The 20,247-nt window shown below is 73.3% G+C and carries 22 protein-coding genes and 1 riboswitch; of the genes, 14 read left to right on the top strand and 8 right to left on the bottom strand.

What is annotated here, in order from left to right; genetic code table 11:
- Positions 1-28: 28 nt before the first annotated feature.
- Together JAN01S_RS00460 and JAN01S_RS00455 are read right to left on the bottom strand one after the other, a co-directional pair.
- The gene (locus tag JAN01S_RS00460; protein ID WP_068311971.1) at positions 29-1,006 is read right to left on the bottom strand and encodes an NAD(P)H-quinone oxidoreductase; all 978 of its coding nucleotides are present in this window, start codon (positions 1,004-1,006) and stop codon (positions 29-31) included.
- Positions 1,006-1,293 carry a DUF4235 domain-containing protein gene (locus tag JAN01S_RS00455; protein ID WP_240312421.1) on the bottom strand — a complete coding sequence of 96 codons (288 nt, stop codon included), beginning with the start codon at positions 1,291-1,293 and terminating at the stop codon, positions 1,006-1,008. Before JAN01S_RS00455 ends, JAN01S_RS00460 begins: the two co-directional genes overlap by 1 nt.
- Before the next feature lie 131 nt (positions 1,294-1,424).
- Positions 1,425-1,526: riboswitch (TPP riboswitch) on the top strand.
- A gap of 83 nt (positions 1,527-1,609) precedes the next feature.
- On the opposite strand from JAN01S_RS00455, the gene JAN01S_RS00450 reads away from it, so the two are divergent.
- The 6 genes from JAN01S_RS00450 (at position 1,610) to JAN01S_RS00425 (ending at position 8,117) form a co-directional block, all read left to right on the top strand.
- Entirely contained in the window at positions 1,610-2,245 is a 636-nt protein-coding gene (locus JAN01S_RS00450) for an ECF transporter S component (RefSeq protein WP_068311965.1), read from the top strand.
- Positions 2,242-4,602: an ATP-binding cassette domain-containing protein gene (locus JAN01S_RS00445; RefSeq protein WP_370670770.1), complete on the top strand. Its 2,361-nt coding sequence runs from the start codon at positions 2,242-2,244 to the stop codon at positions 4,600-4,602. Before JAN01S_RS00450 ends, JAN01S_RS00445 begins: the two co-directional genes overlap by 4 nt.
- Positions 4,603-4,618: 16 nt before the next feature.
- Entirely contained in the window at positions 4,619-5,110 is a 492-nt protein-coding gene (locus JAN01S_RS00440) for a flavodoxin family protein (RefSeq protein WP_068312142.1), read from the top strand.
- A gap of 156 nt (positions 5,111-5,266) precedes the next feature.
- Entirely contained in the window at positions 5,267-5,983 is a 717-nt protein-coding gene (locus JAN01S_RS00435; RefSeq protein WP_157075533.1) for a hypothetical protein, read from the top strand.
- A complete protein-coding gene (locus tag JAN01S_RS00430; RefSeq protein WP_068311958.1) occupies positions 5,983-7,683 on the top strand; it encodes a hypothetical protein in 1,701 nt (566 codons plus the stop codon). Before JAN01S_RS00435 ends, JAN01S_RS00430 begins: the two co-directional genes overlap by 1 nt.
- A 14-nt stretch (positions 7,684-7,697) precedes the next feature.
- On the top strand, positions 7,698-8,117 hold the full coding sequence (locus tag JAN01S_RS00425; protein WP_068311955.1) for a hypothetical protein: 420 nt from the start codon (positions 7,698-7,700) through the stop codon (positions 8,115-8,117).
- A gap of 83 nt (positions 8,118-8,200) precedes the next feature.
- Here JAN01S_RS00425 and JAN01S_RS00420 read toward each other — a convergent pair whose 3' ends face one another.
- Genes JAN01S_RS00420 through JAN01S_RS00410 form a run of 3 tightly spaced genes read right to left on the bottom strand, consistent with a single transcriptional unit; the run spans position 8,201 to position 10,077 of the window.
- Complete coding sequence (locus JAN01S_RS00420; protein WP_068311952.1) at positions 8,201-8,680, bottom strand: hypothetical protein; 480 nt, start codon at positions 8,678-8,680, stop codon at positions 8,201-8,203.
- 42 nt (positions 8,681-8,722) lie between these two features.
- Positions 8,723-9,481, bottom strand: a complete 759-nt coding sequence (locus JAN01S_RS00415; RefSeq protein ID WP_068311949.1) for a hypothetical protein — start codon at positions 9,479-9,481, stop codon at positions 8,723-8,725.
- An 11-nt stretch (positions 9,482-9,492) separates the two neighbouring features.
- Positions 9,493-10,077: a DinB family protein gene (locus JAN01S_RS00410; RefSeq protein ID WP_068311946.1), complete on the bottom strand. Its 585-nt coding sequence runs from the start codon at positions 10,075-10,077 to the stop codon at positions 9,493-9,495.
- A 260-nt stretch (positions 10,078-10,337) separates the two neighbouring features.
- Here JAN01S_RS00410 and JAN01S_RS00405 point away from each other — a divergent pair, with 260 nt between their 5' ends.
- From JAN01S_RS00405 to JAN01S_RS00390, 4 genes are all read left to right on the top strand, one after another.
- Complete coding sequence (locus JAN01S_RS00405) at positions 10,338-11,042, top strand: DUF1361 domain-containing protein (RefSeq protein ID WP_068311943.1); 705 nt, start codon at positions 10,338-10,340, stop codon at positions 11,040-11,042.
- Positions 11,039-12,247 (top strand): MFS transporter, encoded by a 1,209-nt coding sequence (locus JAN01S_RS00400; RefSeq protein ID WP_068311940.1) that lies wholly within the window; start codon positions 11,039-11,041, stop codon positions 12,245-12,247. The genes JAN01S_RS00405 and JAN01S_RS00400 overlap by 4 nt, the downstream gene beginning before the upstream one ends.
- 29 nt (positions 12,248-12,276) lie before the next feature.
- Complete coding sequence (locus JAN01S_RS00395; RefSeq protein ID WP_068311937.1) at positions 12,277-12,981, top strand: DsbA family oxidoreductase; 705 nt, start codon at positions 12,277-12,279, stop codon at positions 12,979-12,981.
- Positions 12,982-13,112: 131 nt separating this feature from the next.
- Positions 13,113-13,616, top strand: coding sequence for a mycothiol transferase (locus JAN01S_RS00390; protein ID WP_068311934.1), 504 nt, complete (start codon positions 13,113-13,115; stop codon positions 13,614-13,616).
- Here JAN01S_RS00390 and JAN01S_RS00385 read toward each other — a convergent pair.
- A complete protein-coding gene (locus JAN01S_RS00385; RefSeq protein WP_068311931.1) occupies positions 13,606-14,274 on the bottom strand; it encodes an NUDIX hydrolase in 669 nt (222 codons plus the stop codon). The two genes, JAN01S_RS00390 and JAN01S_RS00385, sit on opposite strands and share 11 nt — an antisense overlap.
- Positions 14,275-14,366: 92 nt before the next feature.
- On the opposite strand from JAN01S_RS00385, the gene JAN01S_RS00380 reads away from it, so the two are divergent.
- Genes JAN01S_RS00380 through JAN01S_RS00365 form a run of 4 tightly spaced genes read left to right on the top strand, consistent with a single transcriptional unit; the run spans position 14,367 to position 17,170 of the window.
- On the top strand, positions 14,367-15,392 hold the full coding sequence (locus tag JAN01S_RS00380; RefSeq protein WP_068311928.1) for an SPFH domain-containing protein: 1,026 nt from the start codon (positions 14,367-14,369) through the stop codon (positions 15,390-15,392).
- Positions 15,393-15,395: 3 nt separating this feature from the next.
- Positions 15,396-16,286, top strand: a complete 891-nt coding sequence (locus tag JAN01S_RS00375; protein ID WP_068311925.1) for an NAD(+)/NADH kinase — start codon at positions 15,396-15,398, stop codon at positions 16,284-16,286.
- Positions 16,283-16,765, top strand: coding sequence for a hypothetical protein (locus tag JAN01S_RS00370; protein ID WP_068311922.1), 483 nt, complete (start codon positions 16,283-16,285; stop codon positions 16,763-16,765). Before JAN01S_RS00375 ends, JAN01S_RS00370 begins: the two co-directional genes overlap by 4 nt.
- Before the next feature lie 42 nt (positions 16,766-16,807).
- Positions 16,808-17,170 (top strand): VOC family protein, encoded by a 363-nt coding sequence (locus JAN01S_RS00365; protein ID WP_068311919.1) that lies wholly within the window; start codon positions 16,808-16,810, stop codon positions 17,168-17,170.
- A 1-nt stretch (position 17,171) separates the two neighbouring features.
- Here the strand turns inward: JAN01S_RS00365 and hrpB are convergent, their stop codons facing one another.
- Positions 17,172-19,694, bottom strand: coding sequence for an ATP-dependent helicase HrpB (hrpB, locus tag JAN01S_RS00360; RefSeq protein WP_068311916.1), 2,523 nt, complete (start codon positions 19,692-19,694; stop codon positions 17,172-17,174).
- Complete coding sequence (locus JAN01S_RS00355) at positions 19,694-20,242, bottom strand: GNAT family N-acetyltransferase (protein WP_084359869.1); 549 nt, start codon at positions 20,240-20,242, stop codon at positions 19,694-19,696. The genes hrpB and JAN01S_RS00355 overlap by 1 nt, the downstream gene beginning before the upstream one ends.
- Between the last annotated feature and the right edge of the window lie 5 nt (positions 20,243-20,247).

The raw sequence follows: 20,247 nt of genomic DNA, 5'->3' as shown, positions 1-20,247 counted from the left end.
CAGCGTCTTGGGGGGCGAAGGGGGCGCGTCAGGCGGTGAGCAGGATCTTGCCGATGTGCCCGCTGGCCTCGAGCTCGCGGTGGGCGTCGGCGGCGGCCTCGAGCGGGTGGGTGCCCTGGACGATCGGGCGGACCGCGCCGTCCTCGATGAGTGGCCACACGTGCTCGCGAACGGCGGCGACGATCGCCGCCTTTTCGGCAGCGGGTCGCGCGCGCAGCGAGGTCGCGATGACCGCGGCCCGCTTGCTGAGCAGCTTGCCGAGGTCGAGCTCGCCGGTGCGGCCACCCATGAGCCCGATGACGACGAGACGGCCCGAGGTGGCGAGCACGTCGACATTGCGCGGGAGGTACTTCGCGCCCATGAGGTCGAGCACGACGTCGGCGCCGTGGCCGTCGGTCGCGGCCCGGACCTCCTCGACGAAGTCCGCCTCCTTGTAGTTGACGAGCACCTCGGCACCGAGGTCGCGGCACACGTCGAGCTTGGCCTGCGAGCCGGCCGTCACGGCCACGCGCGCGCCCGCGGCCGTGGCCAGCTGGATCGCCATCGTGCCGATGCCCGAGGAGCCGCCGTGCACGAGGAAGGTCTCGCCGGGTTGGAGGTTGGCGGTCATGAAGACGTTGGACCACACCGTGCACGCCACCTCGGGCAGCCCGGCGGCCTCGACGAGCGAGACCCCCTGCGGCACCGGCAGCAACTGGGCCGCCGGCACGAGGACCTGCTCGGCGTAGCCGCCACCGTCGACGAGTGCGCAGACCTCGTCGCCCACGGACCAGCCGGTCACGTCCGGTCCGACCTCGCGGATCGTCCCCGAGACCTCGAGGCCGGGGAGGGGCGAGGCCCCCTTCGGCGGTGGGTAGTGACCCAGGCGCTGCATCACGTCCGCGCGGTTGACCCCCGCGGCCACCATCTCGACGACGACCTGGCCGGGGCCGGCGGTGGGCGCGTCGACCTCACCGACCTGCAGGACGTCCGCGTCACCGGGCTCGGTGATGGAGACGCCGCGCATCAGGAGACCTTGTCGAGCTCTCCGACGGTGCTCTGCATCGGCTGGGGGAGGTGACCGGCGGACTTCTTGTAGAAGGCGGCGGCCTGGCGGGTGGCCATCGTGCGGGCCAGGCCCATCGCGAGACCGGCGAGCGCGGCGAAGAGGATGGCCTCGCCGATCGGGTTGTCCGGGTTGTTGGGGTCGATCGTCTCGCCCTTGCCGGCGCGCGACCAGGCGATCGAGACGATCTTGTTGGCGACGATGCCGGCGACGATCGCCGAGCCGGTGCCGAGCACCTTCCAGACCATGTTGCCCACGACGGAGTCCTTTCACTGAACGCGGCGGCGGGCGGCAACTCGACGCGCCCACCCGGTACGGGCACCACACTGCCACAGGACGGACCGCGCCGAGGGTGCTCGCCCGACGCGGCTATGCTGGAGGGGCACGACAGGGGAGCGCACAGCGCTGAGAGTGCGGGCAACCGCAGACCCTCGTACCTGATCCGGCTAGCACCGGCGTAGGGAGTCGAGTTCTCACGGACCCGTCGTCGACGGGTTCCGACATGGCGTCGGGCTCGCGACGGCAGGCCCTCCCTGTGGGATACCGACACAGGAGAAGCACCACATGACCACCAAGGCACCGGACTCCGTCCGGACCGTCCTTGCGACCGGCCGGCTCACCGGCTGGCGCACCGTCGACCTGCTGACCATCGCCTTCCTCGGCGTGGCCTTCGGTGTCGCCTACTGGGGGTACGGCCTGCTGTACAACGGCCCGATCTCCGCGCTCGACCTGGCCTTCCAGCCGCTCTTCGGCCTCTTCGTCGGCTTCTGGTTCATCGCCGGTGTCGTCGGTGGGCTCGTCGTCCGCCGCCCCGGGGCGGCCTTGGCCTGCGAGCTCATCGCCGCGACCGTCTCCGCGCTCTTCGGCAACCAGTGGGGGGTGACGACGATCGTCTCCGGGCTGGCCCAGGGCATCGGCGCCGAGCTGGCCTTCGCGATCTTCGCGTACAAGGCCTTCGGCCCGCTCGTCGCGGTCCTCGCCGGCGCGCTGTCGGCGCCGCTCGAGTGGATCTACGAGGTGTTTGCGTACTTCACCGACTGGACGTGGGCGTGGAAGCTGGCCTACCTGCCGCTCATGGTCGTCTCCGGCGTCGTCATCGCCGGGGTCGGCGGGTGGCTGCTCACCCGGGCGCTCGCGCAGGCGGGTGCGCTCAACCCCTTCCCGCCCGGCCAGGAGGTCCTCGAGCGGAGGGCCGTCTGATCTCCTCCGGTCACCTCGACCCCGCGGGTGGAGGTGTACGCGCGGACGTCACGTCGGCGCGCACACCTCCACCGGGTGGTGCCCGGACGCAGGCCGGGGCGAAGGGAGGGCCCGCCGGCGGCGAGGTCGTCGTCCGGGACCTCACGTGGAGACCTGCCGGACGGCGTGAGCCGGTCCTGCGGGAGGTCGACCTGCACGTGCCGGCGGGGCAGCGGGTGCTGCTCGTCGGGCCGAGCGGGTCGGGCAAGTCCACCCTGCTGCGGGCCCTCGCGGGCCTGCTGCTCACCGTCGACTCCGGTGACCTCTCCGGGAGCGTGAGCATCGACGGTGCCGAGCCGGGCGCCCGGCCCGGCGCCGTGGGGCTCGTGCTGCAGGAGCCCGGCTCCGGCACGGTCGCGGCGACGGTCGCGCGTGATGTCGCCTTCGGGTTGGAGAACGTCGGCCTGCCCGCCGACGAGATGCCCGCCCGGGTGGCGGCCGCACTGCGTGCCGTGGCCCTCGACCACCTGCCGGACGATGCACCGACGGGGTCGCTCTCCGGAGGCCAGACCCAGCGACTGGCGCTCGCCGGAGCGCTCGCCCTGGGTCCCTCCCTGCTCCTGCTCGACGAACCCACCGCCATGCTCGACGAGGCCAGCGCGGCCACCGTCCGTGATGCCGTCGTGCGGGGCGCGGCGGGTGTCACGACCGTCGTCGTCGAGCACCGGATCGAGCCGTGGGTCGAGCACGTCGACCGACTCGTCGTGCTCGGACGGGACGGGCGGGTCCGCCATGACGGGCCGGTGCGCCGGGTGCTCGCCGAGCACGGTGCCGAGCTGGCCGCCGACGGCATCTGGGTGCCGGGTGTCCCCGCGCCGCAGCCCCTCGAGATCGACCTCGCGCCGCTCGCGGTCTCGGACGCGGACTCACAGGCGCGCATGTCCCCGGGCGGATGCGCGGACGGGGTGCTGCTCACGAGCGAGCCGCTGCGCGTGGAGCGCCGGCGCAACCACCTCGACGGCAGCAGCGAGGTCTCGACCGCCCTCGTCACCGACGCGCCGCTCGCCGTCCTCGGCGGACGGGCCACCGCGCTCGTCGGGCCGAGCGGCGGCGGCAAGAGCACGTGGCTGGCGACGATGGCCGGGCTGGTCCCCCCTTCGTCAGGTCGGGTGATGGCCGCCGACGGCCGGGACGTCGCCGACCTGCCGGCCACCGAGGTGGCGCCGCTGCTCGGCTGGGTGCCGCAGTGGAGCTCGAGCGCGCTGCTCTCGCGCACCGTCCTCGACGAGGTGCTGCTCACCGGCCGCACCCTCGGGACCGCCGACGAAGCCGCCGCCCACCACCTCCTCGACGTGCTCGGCCTGGCCCACCTGGCGCAGGTCGACCCGCAGACCCTCTCGGGCGGCGAGCAGCGCCGACTGGCCGTCGCCGCGGCGCTCGCCCACGGGCCCGGGGTCGTGCTCGCCGACGAACCGACCGTCGGCCAGGACCGCGGCACGTGGGCCGCCGTGACGGGCCTGCTCCTGTCGCACCGGGCCCGCGGCGGGGCCGTCGTCACCGCCACCCACGACCCCGACCTCGTGGCCCGCGTCGACGAGGTGCGCCACGTGCGCACCCCACCTGCCGGGACCCACCGCTCCGCCCCGCCGGCCGTGCTGTCGGCGTGCGGGCCCCTGTCCCTCTTCGCCGCGGCCGCGATCCCGATGGCCGCCGCGGTGCTCTCGCCGGGCTGGCCGACCTCACTCCTCGTGCTCGCGATGCTCGCGGTCGGCGCCCTCGTCGGCCTGTCCAACCGGCCCGGCAGCGGCGCCGGGTGGACCGTGGGCGGTCGCTGGCGTGGGCTGGCCATCCGCCTGCTCCCAGGACTGGTCGGCGCGCTCGGCGTCGGGTGGTCGACCTGGCTGCTCGGCTCCCAGGACGTCGACGACGCGGTGTCAGCGGCCCTGCGGCTGCTGGTCATCGTCGCCCCGTCGGCGATCGTGCTCGCCTTCGTCGACCCCGACGACCTCGCCGACCACCTCGGCCAGCGGTTGCGGCTGCCGGCCCGACCGGTCGTCGCGCTGGGTGCGGCGCTGCAGCGGGTGCAGACCTTCGGCACGGCATGGACCGAGGTCGGATGGGCCAGGCACCTGCGCGGTCAAGCGGTCTCGTGGCGGCGCCCGAGGTCGGTCATCGCGCACCTGTGGGCCTCGACCTTCGGCATGCTGCTGCGGTCGCTGGGGTCGGCCGCGATCCTCGCCGTGGCGATGGACGCGCGCGGCTTCGCCTCCGGCGCCCGGCGCACCTGGGCCCAGCCCGCCCCGTGGCGCGTCGCCGACTCCCTCGTCGTGCTCGCCGCGCTGTCGACCGTGCTCGTCGTGGTCATCGCCCGGCTCTGAAGGCAGGATGGAGGGCATGGCACGTCTGCTCGTCGTCCACCACAGCCCGACGCGATCGACCCGGGCGTTGCTCGACGCGGCGCTCGAGGGAGCCCGTCACCCCGACATCGAGGGCGTGGAGGTGCGGGTCGTCCCGGCCCTCGAGGCGACCGCCGACGACGTCCTCGCCGCCGACGGCTACCTGCTCGGCACGCCCGCCAACTTCGGCTACATGTCGGGCGCGCTCAAGCACTTCTTCGACTCGACCTTCCTCCAGGTCGGGGGCGCGCTCGACGACTCCGGCGGAGCGGGCGAAGGGGGTGGCGGCACCACCGCCAAGCGTCCGTACGGCCTGTGGGTCCACGGCCGCTACGACGTCACCGGTGCCGTGCGGGCCGTGACCTCGATCGTCCAGGCCCTGGACTGGAAGCAGTCCGCCGAGGTCCTCGAGGTCGTCGGTGACGTCGACGACGCCGCCCTCGAGTCGGCCACCGAGCTCGGCGGCACCCTGGCGGCGCTGCTCGCGTAGGGGAGTCCTCCCCCTTCCCCTGCCCGGACCCCCTCCCTAGGCTCCGAAGCGCGCACCTCCCCGGGGAGATGCGACCCTCCGGACCGACCGAACGGTCCGGCCAGTCGAAGGGGAGACGCGATGGCGCCGGACCGGGCCACGATCAGACCGCGGATGATGAGGGCCAGCACGCTCGACGTGCTGAGCCGGGCCGTCCAGGACGGCGACGTCGCCGGGCACGACGAGGCCTGGGCCGAGCTCGTCGAGGCCGGTGTCGCGACCACCGACCGGCAGCTGCTGCCCCACTGGCGGGAGCTGCTCACCGGGGCCTCGCAGGCGCCCGTGCGCTTCGACGTCGAGTCGCGGATGGGTCGCGCGGGGATGCGCAGCCTCATCTCGCTGACCGCCCGCTACGGACTGTCGATCACCGAACGCCGCCGCCTCACCGTCACCGACACCGAGATCGTCGTCGATGCCGTCGAGGACGTCGTCGAGGTCGCCCTCTTCGAGCCGGCTGACATCTGGCCCGCCGTGCAGCGGGTGCTGCCCCCGAGCCACCTCGTGCGCGCGGAAGGAGGCACCAACCCCCGCGACGAGCGGACCGTCGGCGTCCTGCGGGACGCGCCCGAGCGCTCCGCGATGCCGGAGGACCTGCTCGTCGACCTCGCCGGCGCCGACGTCGAGGTGCACCTCATGCTGCAGGTCGACAACGGGACGGACCTCCCCTTCGTCACGACCCGGCACTGGCTCGAAGGGGGGCGCGACCAGCTCCTCGAGGTGCGCCTGCTCGACGACTCGGTCGAGGTCGTGCGGGTGCCGACCGGCACGATCGCCGACGAGGTCGTCTGGCTGACCGTCGGTGCCCACGACATCCGCTCCCGGACGGTGGCGTGATGAGCGTCAGCGAGGGGATGGACGTCGAGCGGATCCGGGGGATCGCCGCGGAGCTCGGCGCGTCGAGCGAACGCCTGCGCACGGTGCGCGGTATCGGCAACGGCAGCATGCAGCTGCTCGGGGCAGCGTGGGCAGGCTCCGACCTCGAAGGCTTCAGCGAGAGCTGGCGGGTGCATGCCGGCTCCCTCGAGAGCGCGGCGGTGTCGCTGCAGGCGCTGCGTGAGGGGCTGCTGCGCCAGGCCGACGACCAGGACGCCAGCTCCGGAGGGGGCTCCGGGGGCGGCTCCGGCTCGGGCGGCAGCGGCCCCACCCCGCAGGAGCGCCGCGACGGCGGCGACGATGACGACGGCGGCGGTTGGGGCCTGCCCAACCCCCTCGACGCGGTGGGCGAGGCCTGGGACCGTGGGACCGATGCCGTCGGCGACGCGTGGGACCGCGGCACGGACATGGTCGGCGACGCCTGGGACTGGGGCGTCGATCGCGGACGTGACGCCTTCGAGTGGGGCAGCGACCGGGTCGACGCGGGGCTGGAGTGGGTCGGCGACCGCGCCGACGACCTCGCCGACGCCGCCCGCCAGTTCTGGGACGACGAGGTCGTCGCCCGGTGGGACGCCGGCGTCCAGGCGCTGCAACGCCTGGGTCCGTCGATCGTCAACTTCGGTGAGCAGTTCACCCAGATCTTCGAGGGCCGGTGGCCGCGCTTCCATGAGCTCTTCGCCAGCGCGATGCTGCTCGGAGGACGCACCGTCGGGCTCTTCGCCAACGTCATCACGGGCGAGGACCACCAGATCTTCGACAGCGGCGAGGGCGTGGTCACCGACACGGACCACATCGAGGCCGACCCGTCCGAGCCGGGCCGGGTCCCGGTCGACCTCAACGCACTCATGGACATCCAGTCGAGCACCTACGACCTCGACAAGGGGGAGGGCGACAACCGGCACGTGCGCGTCACCGAGGTGACCCAGCCGGACGGGTCGTCGGCGTACATCGTCACGGTGCCGGGCACCAACGGTCTGACGGAGTTCCCCGGGTCGATCACCGGCGGCGACGAGGCCTTCGACAACACCTCCAACCTCGAGCTGCAGGCCGGGCAACGCAGCGCCTCGATGGAGGCCGTCATGGCGGCCATGCAGGAGGCGGGCATCCCACCGGGTGCACCGGTGCTCATGCAGGGCCACAGCCAGGGCGGCATGGTGACCGCCGAGCTCCTGCAGGACCCGGAGTTCATGGCGCAGTACAACGTGACGCACATGATCACCCAGGGTTCGCCCAACGACAGCCGCACGGTCCCCGACGGCGTGCAGACCCTGGCGATCGAGCACACGAACGACCCGGTGCCCAAGGTGGACCTCGGCGACGCGTATGCCAGCCCACCCGTGCCGATCCCGATGCCGGGACCGTTGCCGCCCGTCATCCTGCCGTCGGTGCCGATCCCCAACTTCGATCCGTCGCTCGCGGCCTCGGGGGACCACGTCTCCCAGGTCGTCCTCGATCCGGGCCCCGGGGTGGAGGCCCTGTCCGGTGGGGCCAACGACCGGGGCGCCCACGACTACATCGACTACGCCAACACGGTCGAGCGTGAGCTGGAGGCCGGCCACCCCGGCCTGGTCGACTACGCCAACGACCCGGGGCTGAACGTCTTCCTGACCGATGATCCGTCAGACGTCGTCATCACGGAGTACGAGACCGGCCGGCGGTGAGGTTGACTGGATCCATGCGTGGACTCCTGGCCCTGACCATCGCCCTGGCCGTCGGTGCCCTGAGCGGCTGCTCGCTCTTCGGGCTCGGCGGCGACGACCGCCAGGTGCCGCCGGGCGATGCCTGGCGCACCGAGGTCATCGAGGCGATCGAGGGTACCCCGGGTGTCACCTCATCGAGCGTCGTCGTGCAGGAGTCGGACAACGGCGCGGGATATTCGGGCCCGCTGCTCTACGGCTCGATCAAGGTCGAGGGCGACGCCCAGGCGGTCGTCGACGACGCCATGCTCCGGGTGAGCGAGGTGCTCGGGCAGGAGTCCGACGGCGTGCGGCTCAACATCTACGTCAGCGCTGACGGTGGCCCGGCGGACAAGCTGCGCCAGTACGGATACGACGGGGTCAGTGACGGGGCCGCACTGTGGGAGGCGACCCACTGAGGTCGGCGACAGTCGTGCCCGGCCCACGGACGTGCGAAGGGGAATCCCGCTCGGGATCCCCCGTCGTCGTGCCGGGCGGACGATCAGGCGTGGCGCGCGGTGTACCGGCTGTGCTTGGCGGTGTAGCGCGAGTTGACGCGACGCAGGGCGACGGCCGCGCAGACGACGAGGAGTGACCAGACGCCCAGCGCGATCCAGCCCGCGAGCCAGGTCGCTGCGGCGCCGATGACGACGACCGCGACGAGGACGCATGCGACGGCGATGAGGTTGCGTCGGACCGCGGCCACCGACTCGGGGCTCGCGTGGCGGCTGCGCAGGTTGTGGCCGACGGGAGCCGGGGCGGGCTCGACGGCGTCCTCGGTGGGGACGACGGGCGTCACGGCTGCCTGACCCGGGGCGGCGGCCTCCTCGACGGCATCGCGGAAGGCCAGACGCGGGATGACGGCGGTGTCCACCGTGTCGTCGTCGGTCGCCAGCATCGCCTCGAGGTCCTGCGCCTGGATCGCCCAGGTCGGCAGGTCGGTCGGGGTCGTGCGGGAAGAAGTCGTGCGCGCCGTGCTCATGGCAGCTATGATCCCGCGCCGCACAAGGGAATTCGGGGAGGTCTAACGCGTCCGGCGTGTCTCCAGACGAGAAATCCGCGTCGTCACATCCGTCACACGGGCCTCACCGGTGTTGACCCGGTCGCGGGCGGCAACGAGCGCGGCCCGTGCCTCGGACTCAGCGAGCCGCGCCGCGCTCAGCTCGCGCTCGGCCTCGCGCAGCTCGTCCCGGGCCTGCTCGAGCTCGGCCAGGCGGGCCTGCTCGGCCGCCTCGAGCTCCTGCGTGCGGTCGGTGTCGTCGGCCAGCGGCGGGACGAGGCGAAGGGGGGTCGCCACGGCGTCGTCGAGCTCCACCTCGCCGAAGCCCGCGTAGGACAGCGGGCGCAGCAGGTGGCCGGACGCGAGGGCGAGCCCGCTCTGCTCGTCGGCGAGTGCCGCGACGGCGGTCGCGTCGATCTCGTCCTGCGTCGCAGGTCCGTACGTGGCGCCCGCCGCCGTCGCGCACCGACCCGCTGCGGCGATGAGGGCGTCGATGGCGGCGCGTCGCTCCGGCCGGGCCTCGGCGAGCGTCGCGACATCACCCCGCGACTGGGCCCGGCGCATGCGCTCACCCAGGGCATTGAGCTCGGCGATCGCCTGCGGCTCGTCGCGGGCCACGCGGTTGAGCAGCCAGGCCGCGACCGTCGGCTTGCGCAGGGCCTTGATCTGCGCGGCCAGGTCGGGATCGTCCCCCTTCGCCCGGCCGACCAAGCGCGTGCGCGTCGCCACGAAGTCCGACAGGGCGACCCCGTAGAGCTCGCCCACCGTCTCACCGAGGTCCATCCCGCCCGTCCTCAGGAGTGCTGGTCGGCGATGCGGGTGAGGCGCTCGACGTACCCGGCCCAGCGCCCTTCGTCCCACTCGGGCAGGTTGTCGCCCTCGGACCGCCACCCGACCCGGCCGTCGATCTGCTCACGCAGGATGTCGGCGTGGCCGGCGTGCCGGGCCTCGTCGAGCGCCACGTGGACGATGATCTGACCGAGGGTCACCTCGCGTCGGTCCTCCGGCCACCACGCCACCGTGCCCGGTGCATCGAGCGGGAGCGCCTCGATCGTCGCGTCGGCATGGGCGAAGCACGCATGGCACCACTCGAGGACCTCGGCCATCGACTCACCCTCGATCGCGAACATGTCCTCGTTGTCGTCGGGGTCGACGCCCGGCCGGTCCCACGGCAGCGTCAGCTCACTCGACCGGCCGAAGGTCTCCCCGAAGTACCCGAGCTCGCACGCCGCCGAGTGCTTGACCAGCCCGAGCAGATTGGTGCCCGTCGGGGTCCGCGGCAGCCGCGCCTCCCGCTCGGGGAGCCCCTCGAGCTTGAGCAGCAGCGCCGAGCGCTGCGCCCTGAGGTACCCGTGCAGGTGCTCCTTGAGGTCCGCCATGGGTCCAGCCTGCCACCGGGGGCCGACACGGAGGCGAGCGAAGGGGGACGGAGCGGACGACGAGGAGGGTCGGCGCAGCATCAAGCCGAAGTCGAGAACGACGACGTGACCACACGAGAACGAAGGACTTCGGCAGCGCGCCGACTCTGCTCGTCGGGAGCGGTGGGACTACGGAACTGTGGCTTCGAGGCGTGGTGGGCCCAGCCGGCATGGGGGAGGTGTCCAGCGTCTCCCAAGGTGCGCGACCTACGGTCCGTGGGATGGGACAGATATCGCACCCCGCGCGCTGGCTGACGGGGCTCACGCTGCTCCTCGTCGCCGGGACCCTCGTGGCGGCGGGGCTGCAGGACGTGCGCGCCGACCGGACCGGGGCGCCGGTCTTCTCCTTCCTCTTCTGGAACCTCTTCCTCGCGTGGATCCCCTACGTCCTCGCGCTCGCGATGACCGGTCTGGACCGGGTGCGGGCGCCGGGCTGGGTGCTCGCGCCGGTCGGTGTGGCCTGGCTGCTCTTCCTGCCCAACGCGCCGTACATCCTCACCGACTTCATCCACGTCGGCTCGATCCCCGGGGCACCGCAGTGGTTCGACGTGCTGCTCATCGGGGCGTTCGCTGCCACCGGGCTCCTCCTCGGCCTGGCGTCCCTGCTCCTCGTGCACCACGTCGTGGCCGCCCGCATCGGGCAGACCGCCGGGTGGGTCGTGGCCATCGGGTCGCTCGCGCTGTCGTCGATCGGCATCTACCTCGGGCGCTTCCCGCGCTTCAACTCGTGGGACGTCCTCACCAACCCGTCCGGGCTCGTCGAGGTCATCGCGTACCGGCTCGCCGACCCGTTCGGCAACCCCTTCCTCCTGCAGTTCGCGAGTCTCATGACCGCCGGGCTGGTCCTGTCCTACCTCGTGACGTGGTCGGTCGGGCAGGCCCTCGCGGGTGGCCGTCGGGGTGGGGTGGCACAGTACGGCGGGTGAGCACCTCGGCCGCCGTCACCCAGCAGGAGCGGCCACCCGTCCCCGTCGAGATCAAGGTCCTCGTCGCCGCGGCCTTCGTCATCGCCATCGGCTTCGGCCTGATCTCACCGGTCCTGCCGCAGTTCGCCCAGAGCTTCGACGTCGGCGTCACCGCGGCATCGGTCATCGTCTCCGCCTTCGCCTTCTTCCGCCTGCTCTTCGCGCCCGCGGGCGGCTCGCTCGTCACCCGCCTGGGTGAGCGCCCGGTCTACCTCATCGGGCTGGTCATCGTCGCGGTGTCGACGGGCGCCTCCGCCTTCGCCCAGTCCTACTGGCAGTTGCTGCTCTTCCGCTCCCTCGGCGGCATCGGGTCGACGATGTTCACCGTCTCCGCGATGGCGCTGCTCGTGCGGATGGCCCCGCCCCTCATCCGGGGCCGCGTGTCGTCGATGTACGGCAGCGCCTTCCTCATCGGTGGCGTCATCGGACCGGTCATCGGTGGCGCGCTCGGCGAGCTGGGGATGCGGGTCCCCTTCGTCGTCTACGGCGTCGCGCTGCTCATCGCGGCCGCCTTCGTCGGGATCATGCTGCGGGGGACCCCCCTTCGTGCCGATCCGACGCACACCACGCTGGCGCCGATGACGGTCCGCGAGGCGGTGCAGGACAGCGCCTACCGCTCCGCGATGGTCTCCGCGTTCGCCAACGGGTGGACCAACTTCGGTGTACGCGTGGCGATCCTGCCCCTCTTCGCCGTCGCCGTCGTCGGGGAGACGTGGGCAGCGGGCGTCGTCCTCGCCGCGGGTGCGGCCGCGACCGCGATCGCGCTGCAGTTCTCCGGGCGGCTCGCCGACACCCTCGGCCGGCGGCGCCCGATCCTCGTCGGCCTGGCGCTGAGCGCCGTCGGCATGGGCGCGATGGGCCTGGCCGGTGGGCTCGTGGCCATCATCGCGCTCACGGTCGTCCTCGGTGTGGGCTCCGGCCTGCTCAACCCGGCGCAGCAGGCCGCCGTCGCCGACGTCGTCGGCAACGGACGGTCGGGCGGCAAGGTGCTCGCCGCCTTCCAGATGTGCCAGGACGCCGGCGGCATCGGCGGTCCGGTCGCCATCGGAGCGGTCGCCGACATCTGGGGCTGGCAGTGGGCCTTCGCCCTCAGCGGGCTCATCTCGGCGGTGGCGATCATCCCGTGGCTGCAGGCCCGAGAGACCCTCCAGATCCACGCGGGATGATCCCCGGGGCCCCGCGTGTTGGCCCCCGTATGAAGATCGACATCTGGTCCGACATCGCCTGCCCGTGGTGCTACATCGGCAAGCGCCGCCTCGAGACCGCGCTGGCGGACCACCCGCAGCGCGACGAGATCGAGGTGATCTGGCACAGCTACCAGCTCGACCCCACGCTGCCGGAGCACTACGACGGCACCGAGATCGACTACCTCGCCAGCCGCAAGGGGATGCCGCACGCGCAGGTGCGGCAGATGTTCGGTCACGTCACCGAGCAGGCCGCCGGTGAGGGCCTGAGCTACGACTTCGACCAGCTCGTCGTCGCCAACTCCGCGCGCGCCCACGAGCTGCTGCACCTGGCCAAGGAGCGCGGCGTCGCCGACGCGGTCAAGGAGTCGCTGCTCTCCGGGCACTTCGAGCACGGGATGGACATCGGTGACGTCGACGCGCTGGTGCGGGTCGGCGTCGACGCCGGTCTCGACGAAGGGGAGATCCGCTCGGCCCTCGAGGACGGCCGGTACAAGGCCGCGGTCGCGGCCGACATCGACATGGCCCGCCAGATCGGGGTGACGGGCGTCCCCTTCGTCGTCGTGGACATGAAGTACGGCGTCTCCGGGGCCCAGCCGCCGGAGGTCTTCCGCCAGGCCATCGACACCGCGCTCGCTGAGCGCGCGCCCGCGATCCAGGTCGTCGACGGCGCGGCCGACGCCGACGCGTGCGGGCCCGACGGCTGCGCGATCTGACCGACCCAAAGCCCCACGAACTGTGGCTGGCTACATTTTCGATGGTCAGCCACCCCTCGTGGTGTGGCTGACCACCCAAGGTGTAGCCAGCCACAGTTCGTGCGGGTGGGGGCAGGCGTAGCGTCGGGGTCATGACTCCGGCTGAGCTGCTCACCGACTCCTTCGGTCGCATCCGCGACGGCGCGCTCGCGGCCGTCGACGGGTTGAGCGAGGAGCAGCTCGCCCAACGGGTCGCGCCCGACGCCAACTCCATCGCGTGGCTCGTCTGGCACGCCTTCAGGGTCCAGGACGACCACCTCGCCGACGCAGCCGGGCTCCAGCAGGTCTGGGCCGCACGGGGATTCATCGAGCACTTCGACCTCGACCTCGACGAGGACGACACCGGCTACGGCCACACTCCCGCCCAGGTGGCGAAGGTGCGCGCGCCGGCCGAACTCCTCGCCCGCTACGTCGAGGCGGTGCACCACCAGACGCTCGCCTGGGTCGGTGGGCTCGCCGCGGAGGACCTCGACCGGGTCGTCGACACCTCGTGGGACCCGCCCGTCACGCTCGGCGTGCGGCTGGTCAGCGTCGTCGACGACGACACGCAGCACATCGGTCAGGCGGCCTACGTGCGGGGACTGCTCAGCGCGTGATCGGCGGGTTGAGCTGCTCGACCGGTCCGCGCCGGTAGAGCTTCGCCGGGCGGCCCGGCTCGGTGTTCGAGGTCGCGCCGGTCTCTTCGAGGAAGCCCGGCGTCTTGGTCACCTTGCGGTGGAAGTTGCGCGGGTCGAGCCGCTCGCCCCACACCGCCTCGTAGACCTCGCGCAGCTGGCCGACGGTGAACTCCGGCGGGCAGAAGGCCGCCCCCAGCGAGCTGTACTCGAGCTTCGCCCGGGCCCGCTCGACCCCGTCGCGCAGGATGACGTCGTGGTCGAAGGCGAGGTCCTCGGCCATCGCCTCGGCCACGGGCAGCCACTGCGCCTCCGCCGCGTCGGTCCCCGCAGTCGGGGCCCCCGCGTGCGGCGCGAGCGCCAGGTGGGCCACCGTCACCGTCCGTCCCCGCGGGTCGCGCCCGGGGTGGCCGTACGTCGCCAGCTGCTCGAGGTGGATGTCGCCCAGCCCCGTCTCCTCCCGCAGCTCCCGCTCCGCCGCGGCGAGGAGGTCCTCGTCCGGCAGGACGTACCCACCCGGCAGCGCGAGGTGCCCGCGGAACGGGGGGACCCCCCTTCGCACGAGCAGGACGCAGAGCTCGCCCGAACGCACGGTGAGGATCACGAGGTCCACGGTGACGGCCATGAGTGGTGCGGTCATGGGACCACCCTAGCTCACTTATCGTCAATTTGACATTTAATCATCCACCTACTTATCGTCAACATGACGCAAACAACCCGAGGAGGCGCGTCATGGCAACCATCACCAGCTACCCCTTCGTCACCCACCTGCGGACCCCGGCGACGAGCTACGTCCAGCACCTCGCGCACGGCACGCTCAAGCACGAGGGCGTCGGTTCGTCGTTCTGGTTCCGCCGACTGCCCGCCGTGCTCAGCGAGGTCCCGGTCGACGACCGCGAGCAGGCCGTCCTGGTCAAGGTGCGCGCGAGCGACCTGCAGGAGGTCAACGTGCCGGGCGTGGTCACCTACCGCATCGCCCAGCCGGCGACCGCGGCCGCGCGTGTCGACTTCGGCATCGACGCGAAGGGCGGCGCCTGGCTCGGTCGTCCGCTCGAGGTCGTCGGTGCGACCGTCCACGGGGCCGCGGCCGACGCGATCACGGCGGCGCTCACCGGGCGGCCGCTCGCCGAGATCCTCATGAGCGACCCGGCCGACCTCGCCGGGCGGGTCATTGAACGGCTCACCGCCGACCCGCGCCTCGCCGACCTCGGCATCGCCGTCGTCGCCGTGCGGTTCGACGTGCTGCGCGCCGACCCCGACGTCGAGCGGGCCCTGCAGCTGCCCTCGCGCGAGCAGATCCAGCAGGAGGCGGACAAGGCGACCTTCGAGCGCCGTGCCGTCGCCGTCGAGCGGGAGGCCGCGATCGGCGAGAACGAGCTGACCAACCAGATCGACCTGGCCCGCCGCGAGGAGGAGCTCATCGCCCAGCGCGGTGCCAACCGGGTGCGCGAGGCGCAGGACAGCGCCGCCGCCGACCGGGTCACCGTCACCGCCGAAGGGGAGCGCACCGTCGCCCTCGCCAAGGCGCAGGCCGAGGCGACCGAGGCCGTCGGTGCCGCCGAGGCGGAGGCCGAGCGGGCCCGCCTCGCCGCGCAGGGCGAGGTCGCCCCGGAGGTCCTCATGGCCCTGGCCCTGCGGGAGCTCGCCGGCAACCTGCCGGCGATCGACCAGCTGGTCCTCACGCCCGACGTCGTGAGCAGCGTGCTGGGTCGACTCGCCGTGGGCGGGTCGCCCACGGGGCAGCGAGAGGAGGCCTGAGCGATGGCCACCCCCAGGGTCGTCGTCGCCCACCGGGCGAGCGAGTACGACGAGCTGCTCGCCCGGCACGGCACGCGCGGTCAGGTCGGGTTCGTCCTCGGCACCCGCGGGCGCGCCCTCGACGAGGTCGACGCCGGTCACGAGGCTCTCGCCGCGGCGCTCGCGACCGTGGGCGCCGCGATCCCCGCCGACTGGCGCCGGGCCTCGGTCGAGCGGGCGGAGTTGGCGCGCTTCGTCTTCGAGCCCGGCGACATCGTCGTGGCCGTTGGCCCGGACGGGCTCGTCGCCAACCTCGCGAAGTACCTCGAGGGACAGCCGGTCATCGGTGTCGACCCGCGGACCGGGGTCAACGCGGGCGTCCTCGTGACGCACCGCCCGTCGTCGGTGGCCGGGCTGCTGCGGGCCGTGGCGAAGGGGGAGGCCCGCGCCCTGGAGCGCACGATGGTCGAGGCGGTGGCCGACGACGGGCAGCGCCTGCTCGCGCTCAACGAGGTCTTCCTCGGGCAGGTGGGTCACCAGTCGGCGCGCTACTCGCTGACCGTCGGCGGGGTGCGCGAGCGGCAGTCGTCGTCGGGGGTCATCGTCGGGACGGGCACGGGAGCGACCGGGTGGTGCGCGTCGCTGCAGCGCATCCAGGCGCCGCAGCTCGTGCTGCCCGCGGCGGCGGAGCCGGGGCTGGCGTGGTTCGTCCGTGAGCCGTGGCCCTCGCCGAGCACGGGCGCCGACCTCGTCGCCGGTGCACTGGACGCCGGGAGGGAGCTGGAGCTCGACGTCGAGTCCGAGGGCATGGTCGTCTTCGGCGACGGGATGGAGCAGGACCGGCTCACGCTCGGCTGGGGGCAGCGCGTGCTCGTGCGGCGGGCGCCCGAGGTGCTGCGTACCGTGGTGGCGTGAGCGAGTTCATCATCGACGTCGAGACCGACCTGCCGCCTGCCGTCGCGTGGGAGCGGCTGTGGGACCTCGACCGGCACACGGCCACCATCCCGCTCACCCGGGTGACGGTCGACGCCCCGTCGACGCAGCTGGGCGAGGGTGTCGGGTTCACCGGTCGCACCGCGCTCGGGCCGCTCGGCTTCGACGACACGATGCGGGTCGAGATGTGGCGGCCGCCCGCGCCGCAGGCGACTGCGCCGTCGACCGCGCCGCAGGCGACGGGCCGCGCGGTCGTCGTCAAGACCGGTCGCCTGCTCGGTGGCCGGATCGAGGTGGAGCTGGTCCCCCCTTCGGCAGGCGATGGTCGGGGGAGCGCGGTGCACTGGCGCCAAGAGGTCCGGCTGCCGTGGCTCCCGCGCCCACTGCGCTGGATCGAAGCGATCGGCGCACGCCTCGTGGCGCCCGGGTACCGGTGGGTGCTCGGCCGTCTGCTCGCCTGACTTTCCTTGCGACCCGGCCGACCGCGCTGACAGCATCGCCGGATGGGCATGACACTGCGGATCGAGATCTTCCCCGCCGACATCGACGCGTCCGTGGAGTGGTGGTCGGCGCTGGGGTTCGAGGTCCTCGGTCGCAAGGACGACCCGCCGTACGCCTCCCTCGGGCGCGATGACGTCCGGATCGGGATGGTCCAGTCGCCGGCACGACCGGCGGAGCACCGGGCCGTCCCGTCCGGCACCGAGATCGTCCTCGCGGTCGACGATGTGCGCGCCGAGCGCGACCGGGTCGTGGCCGCCGGGACCGGTCTGGCCGAGGACCTGCAGGAGCGGGAGTGGGGCCTGACCGACTTCCGCGTGCACGACCCCGACGGCTACTACGTGCGGATCACCGACCGCCGGTCGTGAGTCACATGCGGCGCGTGGTCCGGGCGGTCGCAGGTGCCGACCACGGGTCCTCCGGCCACGGGTGCTTGGGATAGCGGCCCCGCATCTCCGCGCGCACCTGGGCGTAGGGCCCGGACCAAAAGCTCGCGAGGTCGTCCGTCACCGCCAGTGGTCGGCGCGCCGGTGAGAGCAGGTGGAAGAGCACCGGCACCCGCCCATCGACCAACCGAGGCGTCTGCGCCAGCCCGAAGCACTCCTGCAGCTTGACGGCGAGCACCGGTGCGGCAGAAGGGTCGTCGTGCGCCGGCCACGTCACGGAGACCGTCGACCCACTCGGCACGGGCAGTCGCTCGGGTGCCAGCTCGTCGAGCCGGGTCGCCTCGGGCCACGGCAGCAGGCGGCGAAGGGGGTCGGTCAGGTCGATCCGCCCGAGCGGCGTGCCCGTGGCCACCCGCTGCAGTTCCGGACCGAGCCACTCGTCGAGCCGGGCCGCGAGTGCCTCGTCGGACACGTCCGGCCACGGGTCACCGAGGTGGTGGTGCAGCACGGCGAGGCGCCGCCGGAGGGTGTCGGCGGTGGGTGACCACCGGAGCAGACCCAGTCCCTGGGTGGCGAGGGCCCGGGCCACGGCCGCGGCGCCCGTCTGCGCGTCGGCCCGCACCGGCGTCGAGCTCAGCTCGATCGCCCCGAGGGCGTCGACGTCGCGGGCCGTGACCCGCTGCCCGCCCAGATCGGCCCGGACCTCCCGCACACGCAGGCCCGCGCCCGCGGTCTCGGCCTCGTCCCGGGTCAGCGCGGCGGCGAGCCGGATGACGGCACCCGTGCCGGCTGCCACGCGGCCCTCCGCCCGGGCGACGTCGGCGACGACGATCCACTCGTGGTGCCGCAGCGGGCTGCCCGCCGGCAGCGCAGCGCGGGTCCCGGACGCGAGGAGATAGGTCGGGCCGTCGCCGACCCGGCGGGCGATGCGCCCCGGGTGGGCGAGGGCGGTGACGAGTCCCGTTGCGGCAGAGGGGTCTCGAGGCTCGACCGTGGACGGTCTCGCACCTCGACCAGCGGGTGGGGCCAGTCGGGTGAGCCGTTCGACCTCCCTTCGCCAGCGAGCGGCCGCAGGCGCCGCACCGGAGCGCAGGTCGGCGACGAGCCGGTCGAGGTCACCATCGGTGCTGCGGTGGTCGTCGGCGAGGGTGGCGACGACCTCCGCCGCGGCGACCGGACCGACGAGGCGGGAGCCGTCGAGCAGGGCCCGCGCGAGCCGCGGGTCGGCCGGCACGCGGGCCGCGGCCTCACCGTCGGGCGTGATGCGGCCGTCCTCGTCGACCAGCCCGAGGGCACGCAGGGTGGACTCCGCGGCGACCATCGCCGGTCCCGGGGGAGCGGTGAGCAGCGGCATCCTCTCGCCCCGCGGCGAACCCCACGCCGCGAGGGTCAGGGCGGTCTCGGTGAGGTCCGCGGTGGCGATCTGCGGGGTCACGTGCTCCGGTGCCCGCGACCAGGCTGACTCCTCGATCAGTCGCACCGCTCGCCCCGGCCCGAGACGCGCGGCGCGCCCGGCGCGCTGGGTCATCGACGCCCGCGAGGCCTGCACCGTGACCAGGCCCGACATGTCACGGGCGGCGTCCCGACGAGGCTCCCGGGACAGGCACGCGTCCACGACGAGTCGCACTCCCGGCACGGTGAGCGAGGACTCGGCGAGGTCGGTGGAGACGATGATTCGTGACGAATCACCCCCTTCGCCCGTGGCGCGGTCCTGCTCCCTCGGTGCCAACCGGCCGTGCAGCGGGAGCACCTCGACGTGCGGCAACCGGGAAGCGAGAGACTCCACGACCCGGTCGACCTCCCGGGCGCCGGGGACGAAGACGAGGGTGTCTCCGCCCTTCGCCCCGTGGTGGTGTGCCGCGGTCGAGGCGACGTACTCGAGGAACTCCCGCGTCACCCCGCGCTCGTCGGTACGGGGCCCGGCCGGCGGAGCCCAGATGACCTCGAGGGGGTGGAGCGCGCCCTCGCTGTCGACGACGGGGGCGTCGCCGAGCAGGTGGGCGATCGCGGGCGCGTCGAGGGTCGCGGACATCGCGACGAGCGGCAGGTCCCGCAGCTGGCGCACCTCGGCGAGCATGCCGAGCAGCAGGTCCGACTCGAGCCCGCGCTCGTGCACCTCGTCGAGGACGACGGCCGCCGTGCCGGCCAGCTCCGGGTCGGCGAGCAGGCGCCGCACGAGCACCCCGGGGGTGACGAACTCGATGCGCGTCCCGCGCCGCACGTGCCGCTCGCCGCGCACCGTGTACCCGACGACATCACCGATCTCGGTGCCGGTCAGGTGGGCGAGACGACGGGCGGCGGAGCGGACCGTCACCCGACGCGGACCCGTGACGACGACGCGGCCGTCGACCTGCTCGGCGACGAGCGGCGGTGCGAGCGTGGTCTTGCCGGAGCCCGGCGGCGCCTGGACGACGGCGACGCCGTGGCCGGTCAGCGCGGCGCGCACGTCGGGGAGGGCTTCGGCGAAGGGGAGTCCCGCACCGATCGCGGTGAGGTCCAGGCCCATCAGCGCTCCAGCACGAAGAGCCGTGTCGTCGTGTCGTAGTAGCGGTCGGTCGTGCCGGCGTCGGCCATGCCGAGGCGCAGCGCGACCCGTTGGGAGGCGTGGTTGTCCGGGTGGGTGACCGCGACGATCCGGGTCAGCGCGACGGCGTGCTCGAGGATGCGGGTGGCTGCCTCGGTGGCGATGCCCCGCCCCCAGGCGTCGGGGTGCAGGTGCCAGCCGATCTCGACGTCGGGGCTGCCGAGGGCGTGGTCGAGGTCGGTCGTGCGTGGGTCGGCGGACAGGGGCGTGCCGCTGATGGGGATCGGCTTGAGCAGGAGCGTCCCGACGAGCCGGTCCTCGAGGTCGATCGCCCAGATGCCCATGGGCTCGGGGAACTCCATCCTGCGGCGGGCGATGGACGACACGGCCTCGGCGGGGTCGGTCATCACCTGCCCGTCACCGATCCAGCGCTGCACCTCTTCGCGGGAGTGCATGTCGAAGAGGACCGGGGCGTCGTCCTCGCGGAAGGTCCGCAGGACGAGTCGGTCGGTGGTCAGGGTGGCGGGCACGTCGG

It is taken from the genome of Janibacter anophelis NBRC 107843, assembly GCF_001570945.1.
GTDB classification, from domain to species: Bacteria; Actinomycetota; Actinomycetes; order Actinomycetales; family Dermatophilaceae; genus Janibacter; species Janibacter anophelis.
Note: the sequence above shows the minus strand (reverse complement) of the source record. Positions and strands in the feature narration are given on the sequence as shown.